Consider the following 16,618-nt stretch of genomic DNA (forward strand, 5'->3'; position numbering starts at 1 on the left):
CCGATTCCCGAAAATGTCTACACGCTCACCGATGACTTTCCGGTAACGACAATGGGCTTTTCAAATCAGACGATTTGGTGGGATAACGAAAAAGGGCAGATTGACCATTACACCGAAGATTTCAGAATCGTCATGGAAACTTATCTTGGAAATCAGTTCGATTTTACAGGAAAGGCTCACGCTGAAGTCACTGATTTTGAGCGCACTGCAACAGAAGAGAATCTTGCGGTGGTTTTGGAAAAAGTAAAAGACTTGGATTTGGAAGATGTCAGCGTCACCAAGAGCGAAAAAGGACTCACAATCTCTGTCGAAAACATTCAGTTTAAGCCAAATTCCGCGGAGCTTTTGGACTCAGAAAAAGTCAAACTTAACAAAATCGCGAAAATCATCGAGGACTTCCCCAACGACCTGCTGATTTCCGGTCACACAGCCCTTTCAGGAAGTGCGGAAAGCTGCCAGATTTTGAGCGAGGAGCGGGCTGATTCAGTTGCACAATACCTGATTAAGACCGGCGTCCGCGACAAATATCATGTTTACACACAGGGCTTCGGCGCCCGCGTTCCCATCGCGTCAAACGCAACTCCCGAAGGAATGGCAAAAAACCGCCGCGTAGAAATCACGATTCTCGATAAATAAAAAGAATTTTCTCGAATTGTTGCCGAAAATCAACTTTTTTCGCCTATATATAGCAGGAGAAAAAAATGGCAGATACCGAGAAATTTTCTTTTGACGGGATTGGGGTGGCGGAAGGCAGCGCGGACGAGCTCTTTGATGCGGACGGAGCTGTCCGGGCAGCCCGCGAAGGCTTTCATGTTCCTTTTTTGTTTCCATGGCAGCGAATCGTAATCGCCAATATTCTGGACGGAGAGGCTGCCTTGCGAGAAGACGAGGATTTTTCCAATCACACTGACGATGATGATTTGTACCGCGGTCGGCAGATTGTGCTTTTGCCCACTGGGGCGGGAAAATCCATGTGCTTTTTAGTGCCCGCCCTGCTTTTACAAGGAGCCACCCTCGTCATTTATCCCCTGCTTGCCCTCATGAGCGACCAAAAACGCCGCATGGAAGAGGCGGGCATCCGCTGCGTGGTCTTTAAGGGCGGTCAAAGCGCAGAAGAGCGGGAAGAGAATTTCGCTGCCCTTTCTGACAGCGAAAATCCCGCCAGAGTAATCATCGCAAATCCCGAAGTTTTGAGCGGGGAAAAACTCTTGGAGCGGCTCTCTCAGGTCAAAATCTCCCACATCGCCATTGACGAGGCTCACTGCGTCTCGGAATGGGGCGACTCTTTCCGTCCTTCTTATCTGGAGCTTGGCAGAATCCTCAAAAGGCTTGATGTCAAATTGATTACGGCCTTCACCGCCACTGCAAGCAAACCTGTTCTCGACCGCATTGCAGAAATCCTTTTTGACGGAAATTATCATCTCGTGCGGGGAGATAGCGACCGAGCCAACATTCACTATGAAGTGCGCTATGCCTACGCAAAAAAGAAAGCCGCTCTTGAAGCCGCCCTCACCATGAAAAAGCCCCTGATTATCTTTTGCGGAAGCCGCCGCCGTACCGAAGAAATGGCTCACCTATGCGCCTCATATTTCGGCTCAGAAAAAATCCGCTTTTATCACGCCGGGCTTACCCGCGAAGAAAAAAATGCCGTGGAAGAGTGGTTTTTCAGCTCAAAAGACGGAATTCTCACGGCGACTTGCGCTTACGGCATGGGCGTTGACAAATCAGATATTGCCAGCGTCGTGCATTTGGACGCGCCAGAGCATCTGGAAAATTTCATTCAAGAGGCCGGGCGAGCGGGGCGTAACGGAGACAATGTAAATTCCCTCTTGATTTGGAATCACGCTGACAGCGTTCGCTGGCGGCAGGCAAAAGAAGGAAGCAGGGAACGGGCTTTGGGTAACTTCGCCATGAGCAAAACTTGCAGGCGGCAGAATATTTTGGATTATCTTGGGGGCGAAGAAACTGTCTGCTCAGGCTGTGACATCTGCGACGCGGCAGCCAGCGGCAAAAAAATCTCTTACACGGCCTGGGACGCAAAATTGGCCTTCGACTTTATCAAAAAAAATCGCCGCCTCTACACACGGCAGGAAGCGACGGGCGAACTGACAGAGCAATTTAATAGAAAGAAGTTAAAAATCTTCGGAATCAATGTCTGGGACGCCAAAGACACCGCCGAAATCATCGCCCAGCTCTTCTCAGAGCGAAAAATCCGGGTTTGCGGCACTTTCTGGCGTGACCGGCTTGACATCGTAAAAAACAGGAAAAATCTTTTCGGTATTATTCCTCGTCGCCAGCGGCATCGTCTCCACCTTCTTCGGCGGCTTTTTCGGCTGGAGCTGGAGCGGGCGCGGCGATTGTTTTCTTAGCTTTTGGAGTCTTGGGCTTTTTTCGGTAACGCACCACATAGGCACACAAATCCATAAACAGGAAAACGATGACCGCCGTAATAATCACGCGCTTGTCAGAGAGAACGGCCTTAATCACCGGGAGAAAGTCATGTGTATTCATCATATAAATGATTATCGGCAAAAACGAGAGCAAACGCAACCTTAAAAAGGTTTCTTTTTCTCTCGCGCTCTTTTTATTTTCCAAATTTTGTGTTACATTTTTCGCATGGTAGGAATCGTTGATTACAACGCTGGCAACATCAAAAGCGTTGAGCGTGCGCTGGGATTTTTGAAGGCAGAATATGTCCTTTCAAAAAATCCCGCCGATTTAGAAAAGTGCGACCGCCTTATTTTTCCGGGCGTGGGCGAAGCAAAATATGCCATGGAGCAGCTAAAGCTCACAGGTTTTGACTCATTTTTGCGTGACTGGGCAAAGGCTTCTAAGCCGCTTATGGGTATCTGCCTGGGAAGCCAGATTATCTTTGAGCATTCAGAAGAAGGCGACGTGGATTGCTTAGGGCTTTTAAAAGGCAATATCCGTCATTTTGAAAGCGTCTGGAAAGAGATTCCCGTGTCAGAGCACGGGAATGACAAAAGTTTAGAGCACGGGAATGACAATACCCTGTCATTGTCGGGCTTGACCCGACAATCCCTCAAAGTGCCTCACATAGGCTGGAACAATCTGGAATATGCCAACGGCTCCTCTCCCCTTTTCAACGGCGTGGACGCAAAATCAGACTTTTACTTCGTGCATTCATATTTGATTCAACCAAGCGACCAGTCAATCGTAAAAGCCTGGGCAAATTACGGCTGTAAAGTTCCAGCCTGCGTAAGTCAGGGAAGCATCACCGCCTTCCAGTTCCACCCCGAAAAGAGCGGACGAGCTGGGCTTAAAATCTTGGAGAATTTTATAAAATGTTAAAAAAGCGAATTATTGTCTGTCTGGATGTTAAGGACGGACGGACTACAAAAGGCGTTAAGTTTCAGAATAATATCGATATCGGTGACCCGGTGGAGATGGCAAAAAAATATTACGAGCAGGGAGTTGACGAGCTTGTTTTTTATGACATCATGGCTTCGGCTCGCGGGCGGGGACCAATCCTCGACTTGATTTCACGCGTTGCAGAGCAGGTTTTCATTCCTTTCTGCGTGGGCGGCGGAATCGGCTCCATCGAAGACATCCGTTCAACGATTCTGGCCGGTGCCGAAAAAATCTCCCTCAACTCTCAGGCTGTCAAAAATCCTGACCTTATCCGCGAGGGTGCGCGAATCTTCGGAAACCAGTGCATCGTTCTTGGCATGGATGCCGCAAAAGATTCCGAAATGCCATCAGGCTACAGGGTTTATATCAACGGAGGCCGAGTCAAAACTGACTTAGACGCCCTTGACTGGGCAAAAAAAGCCGTTTCTTTGGGAGCGGGCGAAATCGTACTTAACTCAATCGACGCTGACGGCGTTCGTCAGGGCTATGAGCTGAATGTCACCCGCATGATTGCCGAAAATGTGAGCGTTCCCGTAATCGCCTCTGGTGGCGGCGGAAAGCCTGAGCACTTGGCAGATGTCTTAACAAGCGGAAAAGCTGACGCGGCCTTAATCGCCAGCATGGTTCACTCAATGGGCTACACCGTTGACGGAATCAAGGCCGATTTGAACAAATTAGGCGTTCCCGTTCGATTGTAAAAAAAGCCACCGTTTGAAGTGATTTTTATCACGATTCAGCCGGTGGCATTTTTTTTAGAATTCGTCCTTAAAGCTCTTCTTGTAAGAAGAAGCGCCGCTTCGCTCTGTCTGAGCATGGGTTCTGCGCCCGAAGCCACGGTCACGATCTCGTCCGCCGAATCCGCGATCTCGGTCACGGCCAAATCCACGGTCTCTGTCCCGTCCGAATCCGCCTCGTCCACGACCGCCAAAACCACGGTCTCTGCCGCCGAAGTCGTCAAAGTCTCGGTCTCTGCCACCGCGACCGCCGCCGCTCTTTGAATCTACATGAACATGAGGGATTTTTCCGCTCTGTGACAAATCAAGAACTTTGTTTGCGCTTTCGATTGGCAAGCTGACAAGAGAGAAGTTCGTTGAAACATCGATGCGGTCAACCAGTTTGCCGGGAATATTGAGCAAATCGCTGAAATAATCTGCGATTCCTCTTGCATTGTATCCGTCCCGTCGGCCAAGCTGGATGAAAAGCCGCTTCTGGTCGCTTCGCTCTTCGCCGCCTTCAAATCGCTCTCGGCGTCCTCCCATGCCGCGCTCGCCTCGTCTTCCGCCCCGATCACGGTCACCGAATCGGTCTCCGCGGGGGCGAATCGGCGTGATGTCGCCATAGTGTGATTCGTCCAAAGATTTTCCGTAATCAACGCTCAAGATTCCAGCCAAAACGGCCTGTGCATTCTGACCTTCGCAAAGCTCAGCCGCCATTTTTGTATAGATTTCGTCAACGGATTTGAGCTCAGGAACGAAATCGTCCTGCTTGTCCAAATCTTCGCCCTCAACCTGAGCCTTTCCGCCGCCGATGTAGACAACGCCGTCTTTGACATCAGCAGGATCGCGCATGAGGCCGAGCTGAACTTTGAGGGTTTCCAACATTCGCTCCCGTTTGACTTCGAGAACTTTCTTGACGCTTGGGATTTCTTCTTCGTTAAGCTCTCCCTTAGCTGCCTTGCGGACAGTGTTTTTGAGGAACTCAAGTTTCCGTCGCTCTTCCGGACGCACAAATGTGATAGCCGTTCCGCTTGTTCCCGCTCGGCCAGTTCGTCCGATTCGGTGAATATATGTGGCCCCGTCATAAGGAAGAGAATAGTTTACGACATGGCTAAGTCCGTTGATGTCGATACCACGAGCCGCAACATCTGTCGCCACGAGAACGCGGGTTTTTCGGCTTCGGAAGCGGGCAAGAATCTTCTCGCGCTGGCCCTGAGGAATGTCTCCGTGCAAGGCCGCAACATCATAGCCTTTTTCGTCCAACATTCGGGTAACATTGTCGGCATCGTTTTTAGTCTGAGTGAAAACAAGACCGTAGAAATTCGGGCTCATATCGATGATTCGTACCAGAGCTTCGATTTTGTCGCCTTCGCGGACGAACCAGTATTTCTGCTCAATAAGAAGCGGCTCTTCAACAAAGCCCTCTTCCTCACAAATTTCATAGTCACCCATGAACTGCTCGGCGATTCGCAAGATTGGCTTCGGCATGGTGGCGCTGAAAAGCAAAATCCGTGCGTCCGGCTTGGCCTGCTCAAAAATATGCTCGATGTCGTCGATGAAGCCCATATCAAGCATTTCATCGCCTTCATCAAGGATAAAGTAATCAATCTGGTCGAGTTTGAGAGTTCCCCGCTCCAAGTGATCCTGAATTCGTCCCGGTGTTCCAACGACGATTTCACAACCACGCTTCAAGTCACGGATTTGGTCGCGGTAGCTCGCTCCTCCGTACAAAACTGTGGTTCTAGGGAATTTTCCGCTGGTAAAAGTCTGGAGTTCGTTACAAGTCTGAATTGCAAGCTCGCGGGTCGGTTCCAAAATAAGGGCGCGAACATGGTCGCTCTCTTCGTGAACCCGCTGGACGATTGGCAAGCCGAATGCGGCTGTTTTACCGGTGCCTGTCCTGGCCTTAGCGATAATGTTGGCATCTCCGTTCAAAAGACGCGGAATTGCCAAAACCTGAATGGGCGACGGATGCTTAAAGCCCTTCTTTTCGATGGCGGCAAGAATCGTCTCATCAAGGCCTAAATCTGCGAAGGAAATCTCTCCGTCGTCTTCTGAGTCCTCATCGGAATTCTCTGAATCTGATTCGTCAAAATCGACTTCATCATCGGAATAATCTTTTTCCAAATCGTCGGCGAATTGCTCCAGCTGCGATTTAGATTCTTCATTTGAAACTGCCTGATTCTCTGCAGAGACAGTTTCCCCATTGGTGACGACTGAATCGTCAAATTCTAAATTTTCCATTTGTGTCCCCTATGGCGTGTCTTTGCCCTTGGGAATCGCAAAATCTGTAAAAGTGGATTTTTATTACCGGAGACAGCCGATAATCTATGCGAAATCAAAAGCGTAAACACGCAAGAAAATATGAAACTAAAAAGTTTCCAAGAAGCCCTCTGCTTCTTTAAGAATGTTGCTCTACTATATCGGAAATATTTAACAAATGCAAGCAAATTATTGAAAATATCGCATTTAAAACTTAGTGTTTTCTTTTCTTGTATTTTATGGTATAATCTTTATCTATGAGTGAAGAAAACATTGAATTCGCTGTTGATCAGCGTGTCGTGTACCCAAGTCAGGGTGTCGGCCAGGTAAAAGAAATTTTTGAAAAAAAGGTCGGCGAAAATACGGTCAAATACTACAAAATTTATCTCGAAGTATCTGACATGGTCGTTATGGTTCCTGTCGCAAATGCAAGCATGATTGGAATTCGACCGATTGTTTGTGCAGAAGATGCTCAAAAGGCACTTGAATTGCTGGGACAAGAAATTGAGCCAGTCACTTCAGACTGGAAGCTCCGCTATCAGATGAACCTCGACCTGCTCAAAAAAGGCAGCATTTTCGACATCGTTAGCATTGTTCGCACCCTTTATCATCGTTCGAAGGTAAAGGAATTGCCGATTTTGGAGCGCAAACTCTACGACAATGCAAAAAAACTCCTTGAAGACGAAATCGCATTCGCTCTCGGCAAGCCATCAAAAGAAATCGAAGCTATGCTCCACGCAAAACTTGAACCGTTGGGTGCAATGATTAGCAAAAAATCTCCAATTATTGATGATGACGATGATGATGATGATGAATTTGCAGACGATGTAAACGATTCGGACGAATCAGAAAACGAAGATTCAGATGACGAAGATTCTGACGAGGCTGATTCTGGCGACGAAATGGACGATGACGGAGACGACGACGAGTAATGGCACAAAACGATGAACTTGCTCTGATTCTGGTTGCGGCAGGCTCTTCTGCCCGAATCGGTTTTGACAAAACAGGCACAAAAATAAAAAAGGAATATCTCGCTATGAACGGCGGCACTGTGCTTTCATGCGCGGCCAAAGCCTTTCTTTCCACGCTGGATTTTTCAACCGTTGTTGTCACTTATCCAAATTCAGACAATGCCGAAGATTTAAAGGCAAATGAGCAAAAATCAAAAGACGCTCTTTTTGCCGATGATTTTGTCAAAAACTACAAGGCCAAGTTCATTTTTGTTCCTGGTGGCAAAACTCGTCAGGAATCAGTGCATGACGCCCTTGAGGCAATCAGCGAGAATTCTCCTGACTGCTCCCTTGTTTTCATTCATGACGGCGCGCGTCCTTTCCTTAAGGCAGAAACTGTCCAGCTCACTTACCGGGCGGCAACTGAATTCGGAGCGGCGGTTCCAGGCTTACAGCCCACTGAAACTCAAAAAAAGATAGACGAAAACGGCTTTATCGTAAAACATTTGCTTCGAGCCAGCCTCACCGCCGTGCAAACGCCCCAGGTTTTCAAATTTGAGCCCATTCTTGAAGCCCACAGGATTGCCGCTGAAAGCACAAAAACTTTCACCGATGACACCGAAATTTGGGACGAATACGCATCAAAGCGCAAGGACGAAAATGGTGAGCCTTATTCCCGCGTAAAAGTCGTGCTTGGCGATCCTGAAAACAAAAAAATCACTTATCCCGAAGACATTAAATTCCTATGATTCGCGTTGGATTAGGCTACGACAAACATGTTCTCACCGAGGGGCGAAAGCTCATGCTCGGTGGAGTCGAAATCCCCTTTGAAAAGGGAGAAGCCGGCCACTCTGACGGCGATGTGCTTCTTCACGCAATCACAGATGCTTTACTGGGAGCGTCAGGCTTGGGCGACATAGGCTCATACTTTCCGCCCAGCGAAGCCCAATGGAAAGACGCTGACTCAAAACTTCTTTTAAAAACCTGCTGGGAAGATGTAAAAAAAGCCGGCTGGCATTTAGGAAACATGGATTGCGTCATCGCTCTTGAAAGACCTAAGTTTCTTCCTTACCGCCAGCAAGTAATCGAATCAATTGCAGGCGTTCTGGGCGTTGAGCCATCTCAAATTTTCGTAAAAGCCAAAACCGGCGAAAAACTGGGCGACATCGGGCAAGGCAGGGCCGTGGAAGTTTGGGCTACTTGCCTCTTGGAAAAATAGGGGGAAGTAATTTTTGTTACAGTCCCATATCAATAACCATTTCAACTTCACCCACGGTTCTCTTGTAGCGGCGGGCAATTTCCTCAACTGTCCAACCCATTCGCTTGAGAGAAATAATTGTTTCTCGGTCTTTTGGAGACAAGCGAGAATTCGTATTATCTGTACTTGAATCAGCGGCAGAAGCCTCAACTTCATTTTTTGTAATTCGCTCAAGCATGTCGAATTTGTCATTTATTTCCTGAGACAAATTCGCGAGTCGCATTTCTGTATTGACAATTCCTTCTTTTGCACGCTGAACTTGTTCAGTACGCTTTTCAGTTTCTTCCAAAAGATTCTGCAAAGAAGTCATCTGCTCGACAGCTTCATTTATCTTTCCAGAATTGTGCATAATTTCATCGATTCGAGCCTGAATCTGTGTAATGGTATTTGGAAGAGCCATTGACTGATTGCTCACAGTGTCGAGACGACTTTCTATTGCTTTGAGATTGTCGAATGTTTTATCAACTTGACCGGAAAGCTGCTCAATGATTGTCTCTTTTCGTTCAAGACTGTCATAACGAGTCGAAATTTTATCCAAGGATTCTTGGAATGTACGGACTGTAAGTCTCATTGAGTTCAATTCGTCACTTGTGGATTGCAACTCATTAATTTTCTGGTCCATTGTATCGCTCAAAGTGACAAGTCTGTTAAAGTCGCGCTCGATAGAATCAATCTGAGATTTTTCTGAAGTAAATCGATTGAGTTTCTGCTCAATATCTTCATTAATTTTCTGAATAGCCATAAAGTGAGTTTCCAAATCTGAAACAACTGACTGATAAGTATCTACGCGGGCAAGCTCTTTCTTGATGTTCTCAATTTGCCCCTCAAGTTCAGCCTGAAGTTCATCGGCTTTCTTGAATGCCTGCATCTTTGTTTCAAAATTCTTGACCTGAGCATCAATTTCGCTGAAGCGACTCTGCAACGCATCGACATTGTTGTTCATCTGCATGATTGTTTCACCCTGCCGCTCGGCAAGCTGATCACGCATATCTTGTATCTGCCGCTGAATTTCATGGACAGCGCGGTCAGAATCGGAATTCTGTGCAACAACGCGGGCCTGAGTTTCGTTAAGCATTCGCTCGTATGACTCCTGTTGCTCGGCAATAATCTTTTCTGACTCAGTTTTATAATTCATGACAGATGACTGTACCATATCTTTGAGCGCATTGATGTTCTCGGAAAGCTCTTCCTGTTCAGCGATGGCCGAACGACGGAATTCCTCGAAATTACTATTGAACTTTGTTTTGAGTTCTTCGAGTGTTTGCTCCGCCGTTTTATTTATGTTTTCAAATTTTGAGCTATACAAGGCCTTAGACTGCTCAAACTGATTGTTTAACTGTGCGCTCCATGCGCGGAAGTCACCAACCATTGCATCGATATTAGCCTTATTGGTTTCGCTTCGTGCAAGCAAATCCTGCTCAAGTTCAGAAATTTTTGCGGCACTTGAATCAATTGACTTATTAAGAAGCTCGTTCAGACGCTCTCCGTAAGTTTTAAGAGTTCCCTTGATGTAAGAATCAGAATTTGTGGTTGCAGCATCCAAATCTGCGCGATTTTTCTCACGGAAGTCACGCATTTTTTGCTCAACATCAATAATCTGCGCCTGTAAATCATCGTTTGTTTTTTTGATGAGGTTCTCAAAACGCTCCGATGTTTCACGGTTTTTTTCCTGCAAAGAAACAAGGTGATTTCGCAAATCTTCGGCATATTTGATTTCAATTTGACGGCGATTTTCTTCTTCATCTGATTGAAGCAGAGACAATTTTGAATCAAAATTCTGCTTCCAAGAATTGATATTTGCGTCAATTTCTTCGCTTCGTCGCTGCAAATCATCACCATATTTTTGTTCGAATGCAGAAAGCGTTGCGCTGACATTTGTACTTGCCGTTTCTTCGAGAACTTTAAGAGAACTTTCAAGTTCAGCAAGACGACCTTCCACGATTTCAGAATCTTTTTTAATAGCATCTTGGAACTGACCGTGACGAACGGCCTGCTCTTCAGTGAATTTTGTAAATTCATCAAGGACACGCTGCTGTGTATGAGAAAGGGAATCTCGCAACTCATGTTCAAGGGCATCAACATCTGCTCCAGTTTTTTCAAGTTGCTGGAATCGATAATCCATATCTTTTTTATAGGCATCAAGCTGTTTATCCACCATTGCAAGAAGCTCAGACTGCTTGGTATCGTATGTCGCCGCAAGATTTTTGAGGACATCCCTGAGCGCCCCGTTAATCTGCGCAATTTGCTGGTCAGAATTTGCCTTAAATGACTGCAGCTGCTCATTAGCCGCCGTAACGGTTTTCGTAATGCTTTCAGCAGCTTCAGTCGCGCCTTCGGTCGATGCCTCAAGATTTCGTTTTACTTCATCCAAAGCCGCATCGACTTTTTCATTGGCAGAATTAACACGAGAATCAACACTAGATTCCAAACTTGAAATTCTGCCTTCAACCTCATTTTCAAGGGAACCGACTTTTTCGATAACCTCATGCTGCAAGTTTGAGACTTTATCAACGACTCCTTCCTGTAAAGAAGAAACCTTTTCTGCCACGGCATCTTGAAGAGCATTGACTTTTGAGTCAACCTGATTTTCCAAATCAGAAACAATCTGCTGAACAGAATTTTGCATATTTCCGACTTTTGAATCAACCTCGTTCTGCAAGCCAGTAACCTGTTCAACGACATTCTGCTGAATCTCAGAAACCTTTCCGTTTACGGCAGAAAGAAGTTGCTCCATTTTTTGATTTACGCCATCATCAAGTTTTGAAACATTTGAATTGACCGTTTCATCCAAATCTGAGACCTTTTTGGCAACGCCGTCAACGATAACAGTAACCTTTGACTCGACAATATCCTGTAAACCGCCGACTTTTTGCTCAACGAGAGACTGCAATTCTCCAACGCGGGAACGAACTTGATTTTCAAGGCCGGTGACTTTTGAATCAACACTTTCATCAAGGCCGCCGACTCGACTATCAACCATATTCTGCAAGCCAGAAACTTTTTCTTCAACTGTGTTCTGCAAGCCAGAGACTTTCTCGTCAACCATGCTCTGTAATCCGCTGACTTTACTTTCAACAAGATTCTGCAAATTGGCGACATTTCCCTCAACCATTCCCTGCAAGCCGGAAACTTTTTCCTCAACGATATTCTGTAAGCCAGAGACTTTGCCTTCAACAAGATTTTGCAAGTCGGCGACATTCCCCTCAACCATTCCCTGCAAGCCGGAAACTTTTTCTTCAACGGTATTCTGTAAGCCAGAGACTTTCTCGTCTACCATGTCCTGCAATCCGCCGACTTTTTGAGAAACGCCTTCATCAAGATTTCCGACCTTCATATCAACAATGTCATTCAAATCCGCTACTTTATCTTCGACAGCCTGCTCCAATTCAGAAATTTTTGAATTAACAGAACTTTCAAGAGAATAGACTTTTTCATTTACACCACTCTCCATTCCATTGACTTTTGAATCGACAATTCCTTGGAGAGAATCAATTTTTTCGTTGATGCCGCTGACAATTTCATTAACTTTTCCGTCAACATCATAATCAAGGCCAGAAACTTTTCCTTCAACAATCTGAACGATACCGTTGACTTTACCCTCAACCGTGTCATTCATTTCAGTGATTTTATTGTTAACGGTCTGTTCCATTGACTCAATCTTCTGACTGACTTCACCTTGCAAACCGCTGACCCTTCCATTAACATCATGCTGCATTTCATCGATGCTTGCCTCAACAGAAGCATGCAAATCGGAGACTTTTGAATCAACCTCATTCTGAAGGCTCGTAATTTTCGTGACAACATCTTTTTGCAAATCGTTGACTTTCGTTTCGACTCCCTGACTGAGACCGTTAAATTTAGAGACAACGCCATTTTGAAGTTCGCCGAATTTGCTCTCGATTCCACTAGTGAGATTTGCAAGCCGAGACTCAACACTTTCTGCCAGACCAGAAACCTTTGACTCCACATCATTCTGTTTTTCTGTAATTTCAGATGTGAATGAGCTGACACGGGTATTGACCTCTGCCTGCATTCCATTGATTTTGCCCTCAACCGCAGATTTGAAGGTATCAAGATGCTTGTCGGAAATTTCCTGATATTTTGCGTATGCCGCGTTTTCCCGTGCATCCGCACTCTGGATGGCTTTTTCGTAAAGTTTTCCGTACCGTTCCTGCAAGGCCTGAATCTGCTGGCCGAGTTTTTCCCGGAGAGTTTCGAGAGTTTTGCCGTTTCCGTGAGTTTCTGCAGAAAGTTCTTTTGCAGTTGCCTTTGATGCTGCAAGTGCCTCTGAAAGCATCTGCCGGATTTCGGCATTTCCCGCCGTAAACTGCTGATTGAGTTGTTTTGCACGCTCTTTAACGGAAACATCCAGGTTAGCTATGTCATTGTCAACATTTGTGGTAATCGCGCTGACTTTATCCTGAATTGCCTGTTCAAATTCGGCAATTTTCGCCTCATTTGATTTTTGCGCCTGCATGACAGAAGAATCAATATGACTTGCAAGCTGACGAGTTTGCTCATCCATGGCTTTGAGAACGCTTGCCTTTCGCTGCTCGGAGTTTTCGGAAAGCTGAGCAAAGGCTGCGTCTTCGAGGGATTGAGCGCGGGCTGCAGCATTTCTATAGGCGTCTTGAATTCCACTTTCGAGATTTGCGAGAAGTTCCCGGCTTTTTTCCTCAGAGGTTGAAGTTGAATCTTCAAGGGCTTGAGCCCGTTCCTTATATTGATTTAAGAGTTCTGTACCGATGAGTTTAAGGCTTTCGTTATTTCGCTTTGCAAATTCGTTGCTGATTTCGGGGATTCGCTCATCAAGCCGCTCGACGGCCTTTTCTTGTGAAGCAATGCGGTCGTTGAGTTTGTCGATAATAACTGATTCTTTTTTGATTCTGACAAGATTTTCCTCGACCTTCTCGGTCATTTCCATGAGCTCACCCAAGACTTTTCCGTAAGCGTCGATTTTTTGCCCGATGTTATCAACTGCATCGAACTGTTTGTCAAATTCTTTGCTTGCCTCACTGAACTGTTCTATTTGATTTTCAAGGCGTTTTACTGCTGCGACTGCCTGAGCTTGCTGAGTCTCAAGGTTAGCGGAAATAGAGTTTAATTTTTGAGCCTGCTGATTAAAAAAAGAATCAAATTCTTCGATTCGCTTTTCGGCATAGCGCCTGACTTTATCCATTGAGTTGTTGTCACGGTCGATATGGCGCGAAACGACAACAACGGCAGAAGCCGCCGCAACGGACAGCAATATTGCGATAGTAATTAACACTTTTTATCCCCACCCGAACTTTTAAAATAAGTACAGTTATAACATTATAGCACAACATCGAGAAATTGACGATAGTTTGAGAATGAAATATCGGCTTCTTTGATTTTTTTGCTGAAAATTCTTTTGAGCGGTGAAGCGATAATCGCCGCCTTCATGCCCGCATTTTTTGCACCACGGACATCAAATTTAATGCTGTTACCGACATAAAGAATTTGACTCGGCTCCAATTCAAGACCAATCGCAAGGATTCCGAAAGGATATTTCGACGGTTTGAGCGCGCCTATTTCTTCGGTTCCAAGAATCAAATCACAATATGGGATGATTCCCCAGATATCCCCTTTTTGACTGGGAGGAAAATCCGAAAGCAAAGCAAGTTTAAAGCCTTTTTCGTGAAGCTTTTTAAAAACCTCAAGGGCATTTTTGAAAGGCTTGATTTTTTCAAAATATGGCCGCAATCCGTCATAGGCAATTTTTTTGATTTGCTCACGAGCTTCTGCCGCTGAACACCCCATATCCTCTGCCATGAGACGAGCCTGATATTCATAGAAGTCTGGAAGCGGTGCCGTACGATGCATGATTCGACGGACTTTATTGTAATGCAGATAAAATTTTAAATGCCGGATAATATACGGAACAAGCCGAATGTAGAGAGAAAAAGAAGGATACAGAGTGCCATCAATATCGAATGCGACGGCTTTTATTTCCCCGAACATAACACCTTATTATATCATGGAATAGATAATAAAGAAAGTGTCTTACAAGCAACAGTGAATTTAGTTTTTCTGGATTGTGTAGTCGAAGCGGGCCGTTCCGTCATAAGAAGCGGCTTGGAATCGCCAGCGGGAAATTTGCTCACGGATTTCCATTGAGACCAGTGAAGGAAGAATATCAGGAGAGATTTTTATGCTGGTAACTTGAACATTTCCGCTTGCCATAACGGTGAAAGTAACCGTAAGGCGCTTCGTGCTGTCAATAAGAGCCGACGCCTCTGGGGAAAGCAGGATTTTTGGCTCAGTCGGTTCAAGAAGTGCACGGGAAGTGCCGTCTGACATTTGCAAGGAAACTTTTCCGTCAGAAGAAGAGCCTGTATTTGCAGAGACAGTCGAAGAAACGCCGCCTGAATTTGAAGAATAGCGTTTTGCAGAAACAGCCCCGGCCAAAGCAGAAGATGTGGCGGAACTTGCGCTCTGATTTGCCGACGAGCGGGCATTAGAAGATGTCGCGCTGGCTGCGGTAGACTGGGAATTTGAAGAAGATGCGGCGCTTCCCGAAAAAGCGTTTTGGCTGCTTGCATTTGAAGCCGTGTTTTTTGCAAGGGCGGCAGAGCTGGAATTTGAAGAAGAATTTCCTTCAATGTCGTCAAACTGAGACCAGTCGAATTCTTTTTTTGTCGTTTTTTTAGCCTGCTGCTCGGCCATAAGCTCTTCCATGCTTTTTTGCAAAGTCTGCTCTGCCATTTTAGGCTGCTCGACAGTTTTTGTTGGAGCGGGCTTAGCTGTAGCGGCTTTTGAAGGAGAAGGCTTGCTCGCGGCCGGCTTATTTTGCTGTGCCGAAGCTTTTGGGGGCGTTGCGGGGGCAGGTTTTGCAACAGATTCCCCCGCAGAGGTTGAAGGAGCATCCAGGCGGATTTTTATGGTTTTATAGGGCTTGGGCGCAAAAAAAAGGGCCGAAAAATAAAAGAAGAGAAAAATCAGAATCCAAATTAGAATCGTTCCCACCAATCCTGCGAGGGCGGGCTTCTGCTGAACTTCTGTCATTTATCGCTTGTCCTTAAATTGATGCTGACAAAACCTTGCTCACGGAGAATATCGAAAATCTTGACGATTGAGCCGTTGGTGACATTCTCGTCGGCTTCCAATGTGACTGGGTACTCGTCCTTTTTTTTGCCTTCGGTGTCAAATGAAGCGAGTTTTTGCCCCAAAGTTTTTAACGAAACCTGCTCGTCGTTGAACCACATTTTTCCGTTTGATTGCACTGTAATCGTGATTCCGGCGATTTCCGCTCCCTGTGCCGTTGAGCTTTCGGGCAGATTCACATTGATTGCCGGCAGAAGCGCAAAGGTGGTGGAAACCAGAAAGAAGAGAATCAGCTGAAAAACAACATCAATCATAGGGGTGAGGTCAACTGCCACGCCCCGCTTTTTTCGGTTTGAGACTTTCATGGCTCTTCCTTACATTACCCGCCCGGTGAGACGCAAAATCAACTTGGTGACAGTGCCTTCCATTTCGGTGACGCATTTATCTGCCCGGCGAGAGAGATAATTGCTGAAAATGAGGGAAGGAATGGCAACGAAAAGACCGGCCGCCGTGGTCATGAGAGCCTCGGAGATTGAGCTTGCCAAAAGGGCAGGATTTCCCATGGTGCCGCCAGAACCTAAGACGCCGAATGCCTTAATGTTACCGGTAACGGTTCCGAAAAGCCCCAGCAAGGTTGAGATATTGGCGATTGTGCTTAAAAGGGTGAGCCAGTGGTCGAATTGGGGAGCCACGGCATCGATTTCGCACTGGACGATTTCCCGCATGTCGTCTTCGGTAAGCTTACGACAATCAAGGGCTTTTTTTGCCGCATGAGCGAGAGGGGTGCCAGTCTGAGTGCAGAATGCCTCTGCTGCGGCAAATTCATTGGAAGAAAGGGCTTCCTCAAGATTCTTTCGCAACTCAGTGTCTCTTTTTTTGACCGAAGCGAAATAGACAAGTCGCTCGATGATAATATAAGTCGCAAAAAGACCGCAAATCAAAATCGGAATCATCAAGACTCCGCCACTTTTTAACAAGTTAAGCATATTTCCCAC

14 protein-coding genes are annotated in these 16,618 nt (G+C 46.1%); 7 read left to right on the forward strand and 7 right to left on the reverse strand.

Annotated features, from left to right (window positions below; translation table 11 throughout):
• Positions 1–636: OmpA family protein (locus B2089_RS03950; RefSeq protein ID WP_296686054.1), on the forward strand; the 636-nt coding region annotated here is incomplete at its 5' end.
• A gap of 65 nt (positions 637–701) precedes the next feature.
• Positions 702–2,369, forward strand: coding sequence for a RecQ family ATP-dependent DNA helicase (locus B2089_RS03955; protein WP_296326148.1), 1,668 nt, complete (start codon positions 702–704; stop codon positions 2,367–2,369).
• Here the strand turns inward: B2089_RS03955 and B2089_RS03960 are convergent.
• A complete protein-coding gene (locus B2089_RS03960; RefSeq protein ID WP_296326146.1) occupies positions 2,281–2,514 on the reverse strand; it encodes a hypothetical protein in 234 nt (77 codons plus the stop codon). The genes B2089_RS03955 and B2089_RS03960 overlap by 89 nt on opposite strands.
• Positions 2,515–2,616: 102 nt before the next feature.
• Between B2089_RS03960 and hisH the strand changes: the two genes are divergently transcribed.
• Together hisH and hisF are read left to right on the forward strand one after the other, a co-directional pair.
• Positions 2,617–3,312: an imidazole glycerol phosphate synthase subunit HisH gene (gene hisH / locus B2089_RS03965; protein WP_296326143.1), complete on the forward strand. Its 696-nt coding sequence runs from the start codon at positions 2,617–2,619 to the stop codon at positions 3,310–3,312.
• Positions 3,306–4,070 (forward strand): imidazole glycerol phosphate synthase subunit HisF, encoded by a 765-nt coding sequence (gene hisF, locus B2089_RS03970; protein WP_296326141.1) that lies wholly within the window; start codon positions 3,306–3,308, stop codon positions 4,068–4,070. Before hisH ends, hisF begins: the two co-directional genes overlap by 7 nt.
• A 54-nt stretch (positions 4,071–4,124) precedes the next feature.
• On the opposite strand, the gene B2089_RS03975 is transcribed toward hisF, so the two are convergent.
• A complete protein-coding gene (locus tag B2089_RS03975; RefSeq protein WP_296326139.1) occupies positions 4,125–6,332 on the reverse strand; it encodes a DEAD/DEAH box helicase in 2,208 nt (735 codons plus the stop codon).
• Between the two features lie 275 nt (positions 6,333–6,607).
• Here B2089_RS03975 and B2089_RS03980 point away from each other — a divergent pair, with 275 nt between their 5' ends.
• Genes B2089_RS03980 through ispF form a run of 3 tightly spaced genes read left to right on the forward strand, consistent with a single transcriptional unit; the run spans position 6,608 to position 8,519 of the window.
• Positions 6,608–7,282 carry a CarD family transcriptional regulator gene (locus tag B2089_RS03980; RefSeq protein ID WP_296326136.1) on the forward strand — a complete coding sequence of 225 codons (675 nt, stop codon included), beginning with the start codon at positions 6,608–6,610 and terminating at the stop codon, positions 7,280–7,282.
• Positions 7,282–8,049, forward strand: a complete 768-nt coding sequence (locus B2089_RS03985) for an IspD/TarI family cytidylyltransferase (RefSeq protein ID WP_296326134.1) — start codon at positions 7,282–7,284, stop codon at positions 8,047–8,049. Before B2089_RS03980 ends, B2089_RS03985 begins: the two co-directional genes overlap by 1 nt.
• Positions 8,046–8,519, forward strand: a complete 474-nt coding sequence (gene ispF, locus B2089_RS03990; protein ID WP_296326132.1) for a 2-C-methyl-D-erythritol 2,4-cyclodiphosphate synthase — start codon at positions 8,046–8,048, stop codon at positions 8,517–8,519. The genes B2089_RS03985 and ispF overlap by 4 nt, the downstream gene beginning before the upstream one ends.
• A 16-nt stretch (positions 8,520–8,535) precedes the next feature.
• Here ispF and B2089_RS03995 read toward each other — a convergent pair whose 3' ends face one another.
• From B2089_RS03995 to B2089_RS04015, 5 genes are read right to left on the reverse strand one after another with little or no spacing between them, the layout of a single operon-like run.
• Complete coding sequence (locus B2089_RS03995; RefSeq protein WP_296326130.1) at positions 8,536–13,827, reverse strand: SpiroCoCo family coiled-coil protein; 5,292 nt, start codon at positions 13,825–13,827, stop codon at positions 8,536–8,538.
• Positions 13,828–13,871: 44 nt separating this feature from the next.
• Complete coding sequence (locus tag B2089_RS04000; protein ID WP_296326128.1) at positions 13,872–14,540, reverse strand: HAD family hydrolase; 669 nt, start codon at positions 14,538–14,540, stop codon at positions 13,872–13,874.
• A gap of 60 nt (positions 14,541–14,600) precedes the next feature.
• Positions 14,601–15,584 carry a hypothetical protein gene (locus B2089_RS04005; protein WP_296326126.1) on the reverse strand — a complete coding sequence of 328 codons (984 nt, stop codon included), beginning with the start codon at positions 15,582–15,584 and terminating at the stop codon, positions 14,601–14,603.
• Positions 15,581–15,988, reverse strand: coding sequence for an ExbD/TolR family protein (locus B2089_RS04010; protein ID WP_296326124.1), 408 nt, complete (start codon positions 15,986–15,988; stop codon positions 15,581–15,583). The genes B2089_RS04005 and B2089_RS04010 overlap by 4 nt, the downstream gene beginning before the upstream one ends.
• 9 nt (positions 15,989–15,997) lie before the next feature.
• Positions 15,998–16,609, reverse strand: a complete 612-nt coding sequence (locus B2089_RS04015) for a MotA/TolQ/ExbB proton channel family protein (protein ID WP_296326121.1) — start codon at positions 16,607–16,609, stop codon at positions 15,998–16,000.
• Between the last annotated feature and the right edge of the window lie 9 nt (positions 16,610–16,618).

This window comes from Treponema sp. UBA3813 (assembly GCA_002368605.1).
Taxonomy (GTDB): domain Bacteria; phylum Spirochaetota; class Spirochaetia; order Treponematales; family Treponemataceae; genus Treponema_D.

What these genes read in the sequence shown, in the direction of transcription:
- B2089_RS03955 (WP_296326148.1), top strand. Translation starts at nt 702, where the DNA reads ATGGCAGATACCGAGAAATTTTCTTTTGACGGGATTGGGGTGGCGGAA.
- B2089_RS03960 (WP_296326146.1), bottom strand. Translation starts at nt 2,514, where the DNA reads ATGATGAATACACATGACTTTCTCCCGGTGATTAAGGCCGTTCTCTCT.
- hisH (WP_296326143.1), top strand. Translation starts at nt 2,617, where the DNA reads ATGGTAGGAATCGTTGATTACAACGCTGGCAACATCAAAAGCGTTGAG.
- hisF (WP_296326141.1), top strand. Translation starts at nt 3,306, where the DNA reads ATGTTAAAAAAGCGAATTATTGTCTGTCTGGATGTTAAGGACGGACGG.
- B2089_RS03975 (WP_296326139.1), bottom strand. Translation starts at nt 6,332, where the DNA reads ATGGAAAATTTAGAATTTGACGATTCAGTCGTCACCAATGGGGAAACT.
- B2089_RS03980 (WP_296326136.1), top strand. Translation starts at nt 6,608, where the DNA reads ATGAGTGAAGAAAACATTGAATTCGCTGTTGATCAGCGTGTCGTGTAC.
- B2089_RS03985 (WP_296326134.1), top strand. Translation starts at nt 7,282, where the DNA reads ATGGCACAAAACGATGAACTTGCTCTGATTCTGGTTGCGGCAGGCTCT.
- ispF (WP_296326132.1), top strand. Translation starts at nt 8,046, where the DNA reads ATGATTCGCGTTGGATTAGGCTACGACAAACATGTTCTCACCGAGGGG.
- B2089_RS04000 (WP_296326128.1), bottom strand. Translation starts at nt 14,540, where the DNA reads ATGTTCGGGGAAATAAAAGCCGTCGCATTCGATATTGATGGCACTCTG.
- B2089_RS04005 (WP_296326126.1), bottom strand. Translation starts at nt 15,584, where the DNA reads ATGACAGAAGTTCAGCAGAAGCCCGCCCTCGCAGGATTGGTGGGAACG.
- B2089_RS04010 (WP_296326124.1), bottom strand. Translation starts at nt 15,988, where the DNA reads ATGAAAGTCTCAAACCGAAAAAAGCGGGGCGTGGCAGTTGACCTCACC.
- B2089_RS04015 (WP_296326121.1), bottom strand. Translation starts at nt 16,609, where the DNA reads ATGCTTAACTTGTTAAAAAGTGGCGGAGTCTTGATGATTCCGATTTTG.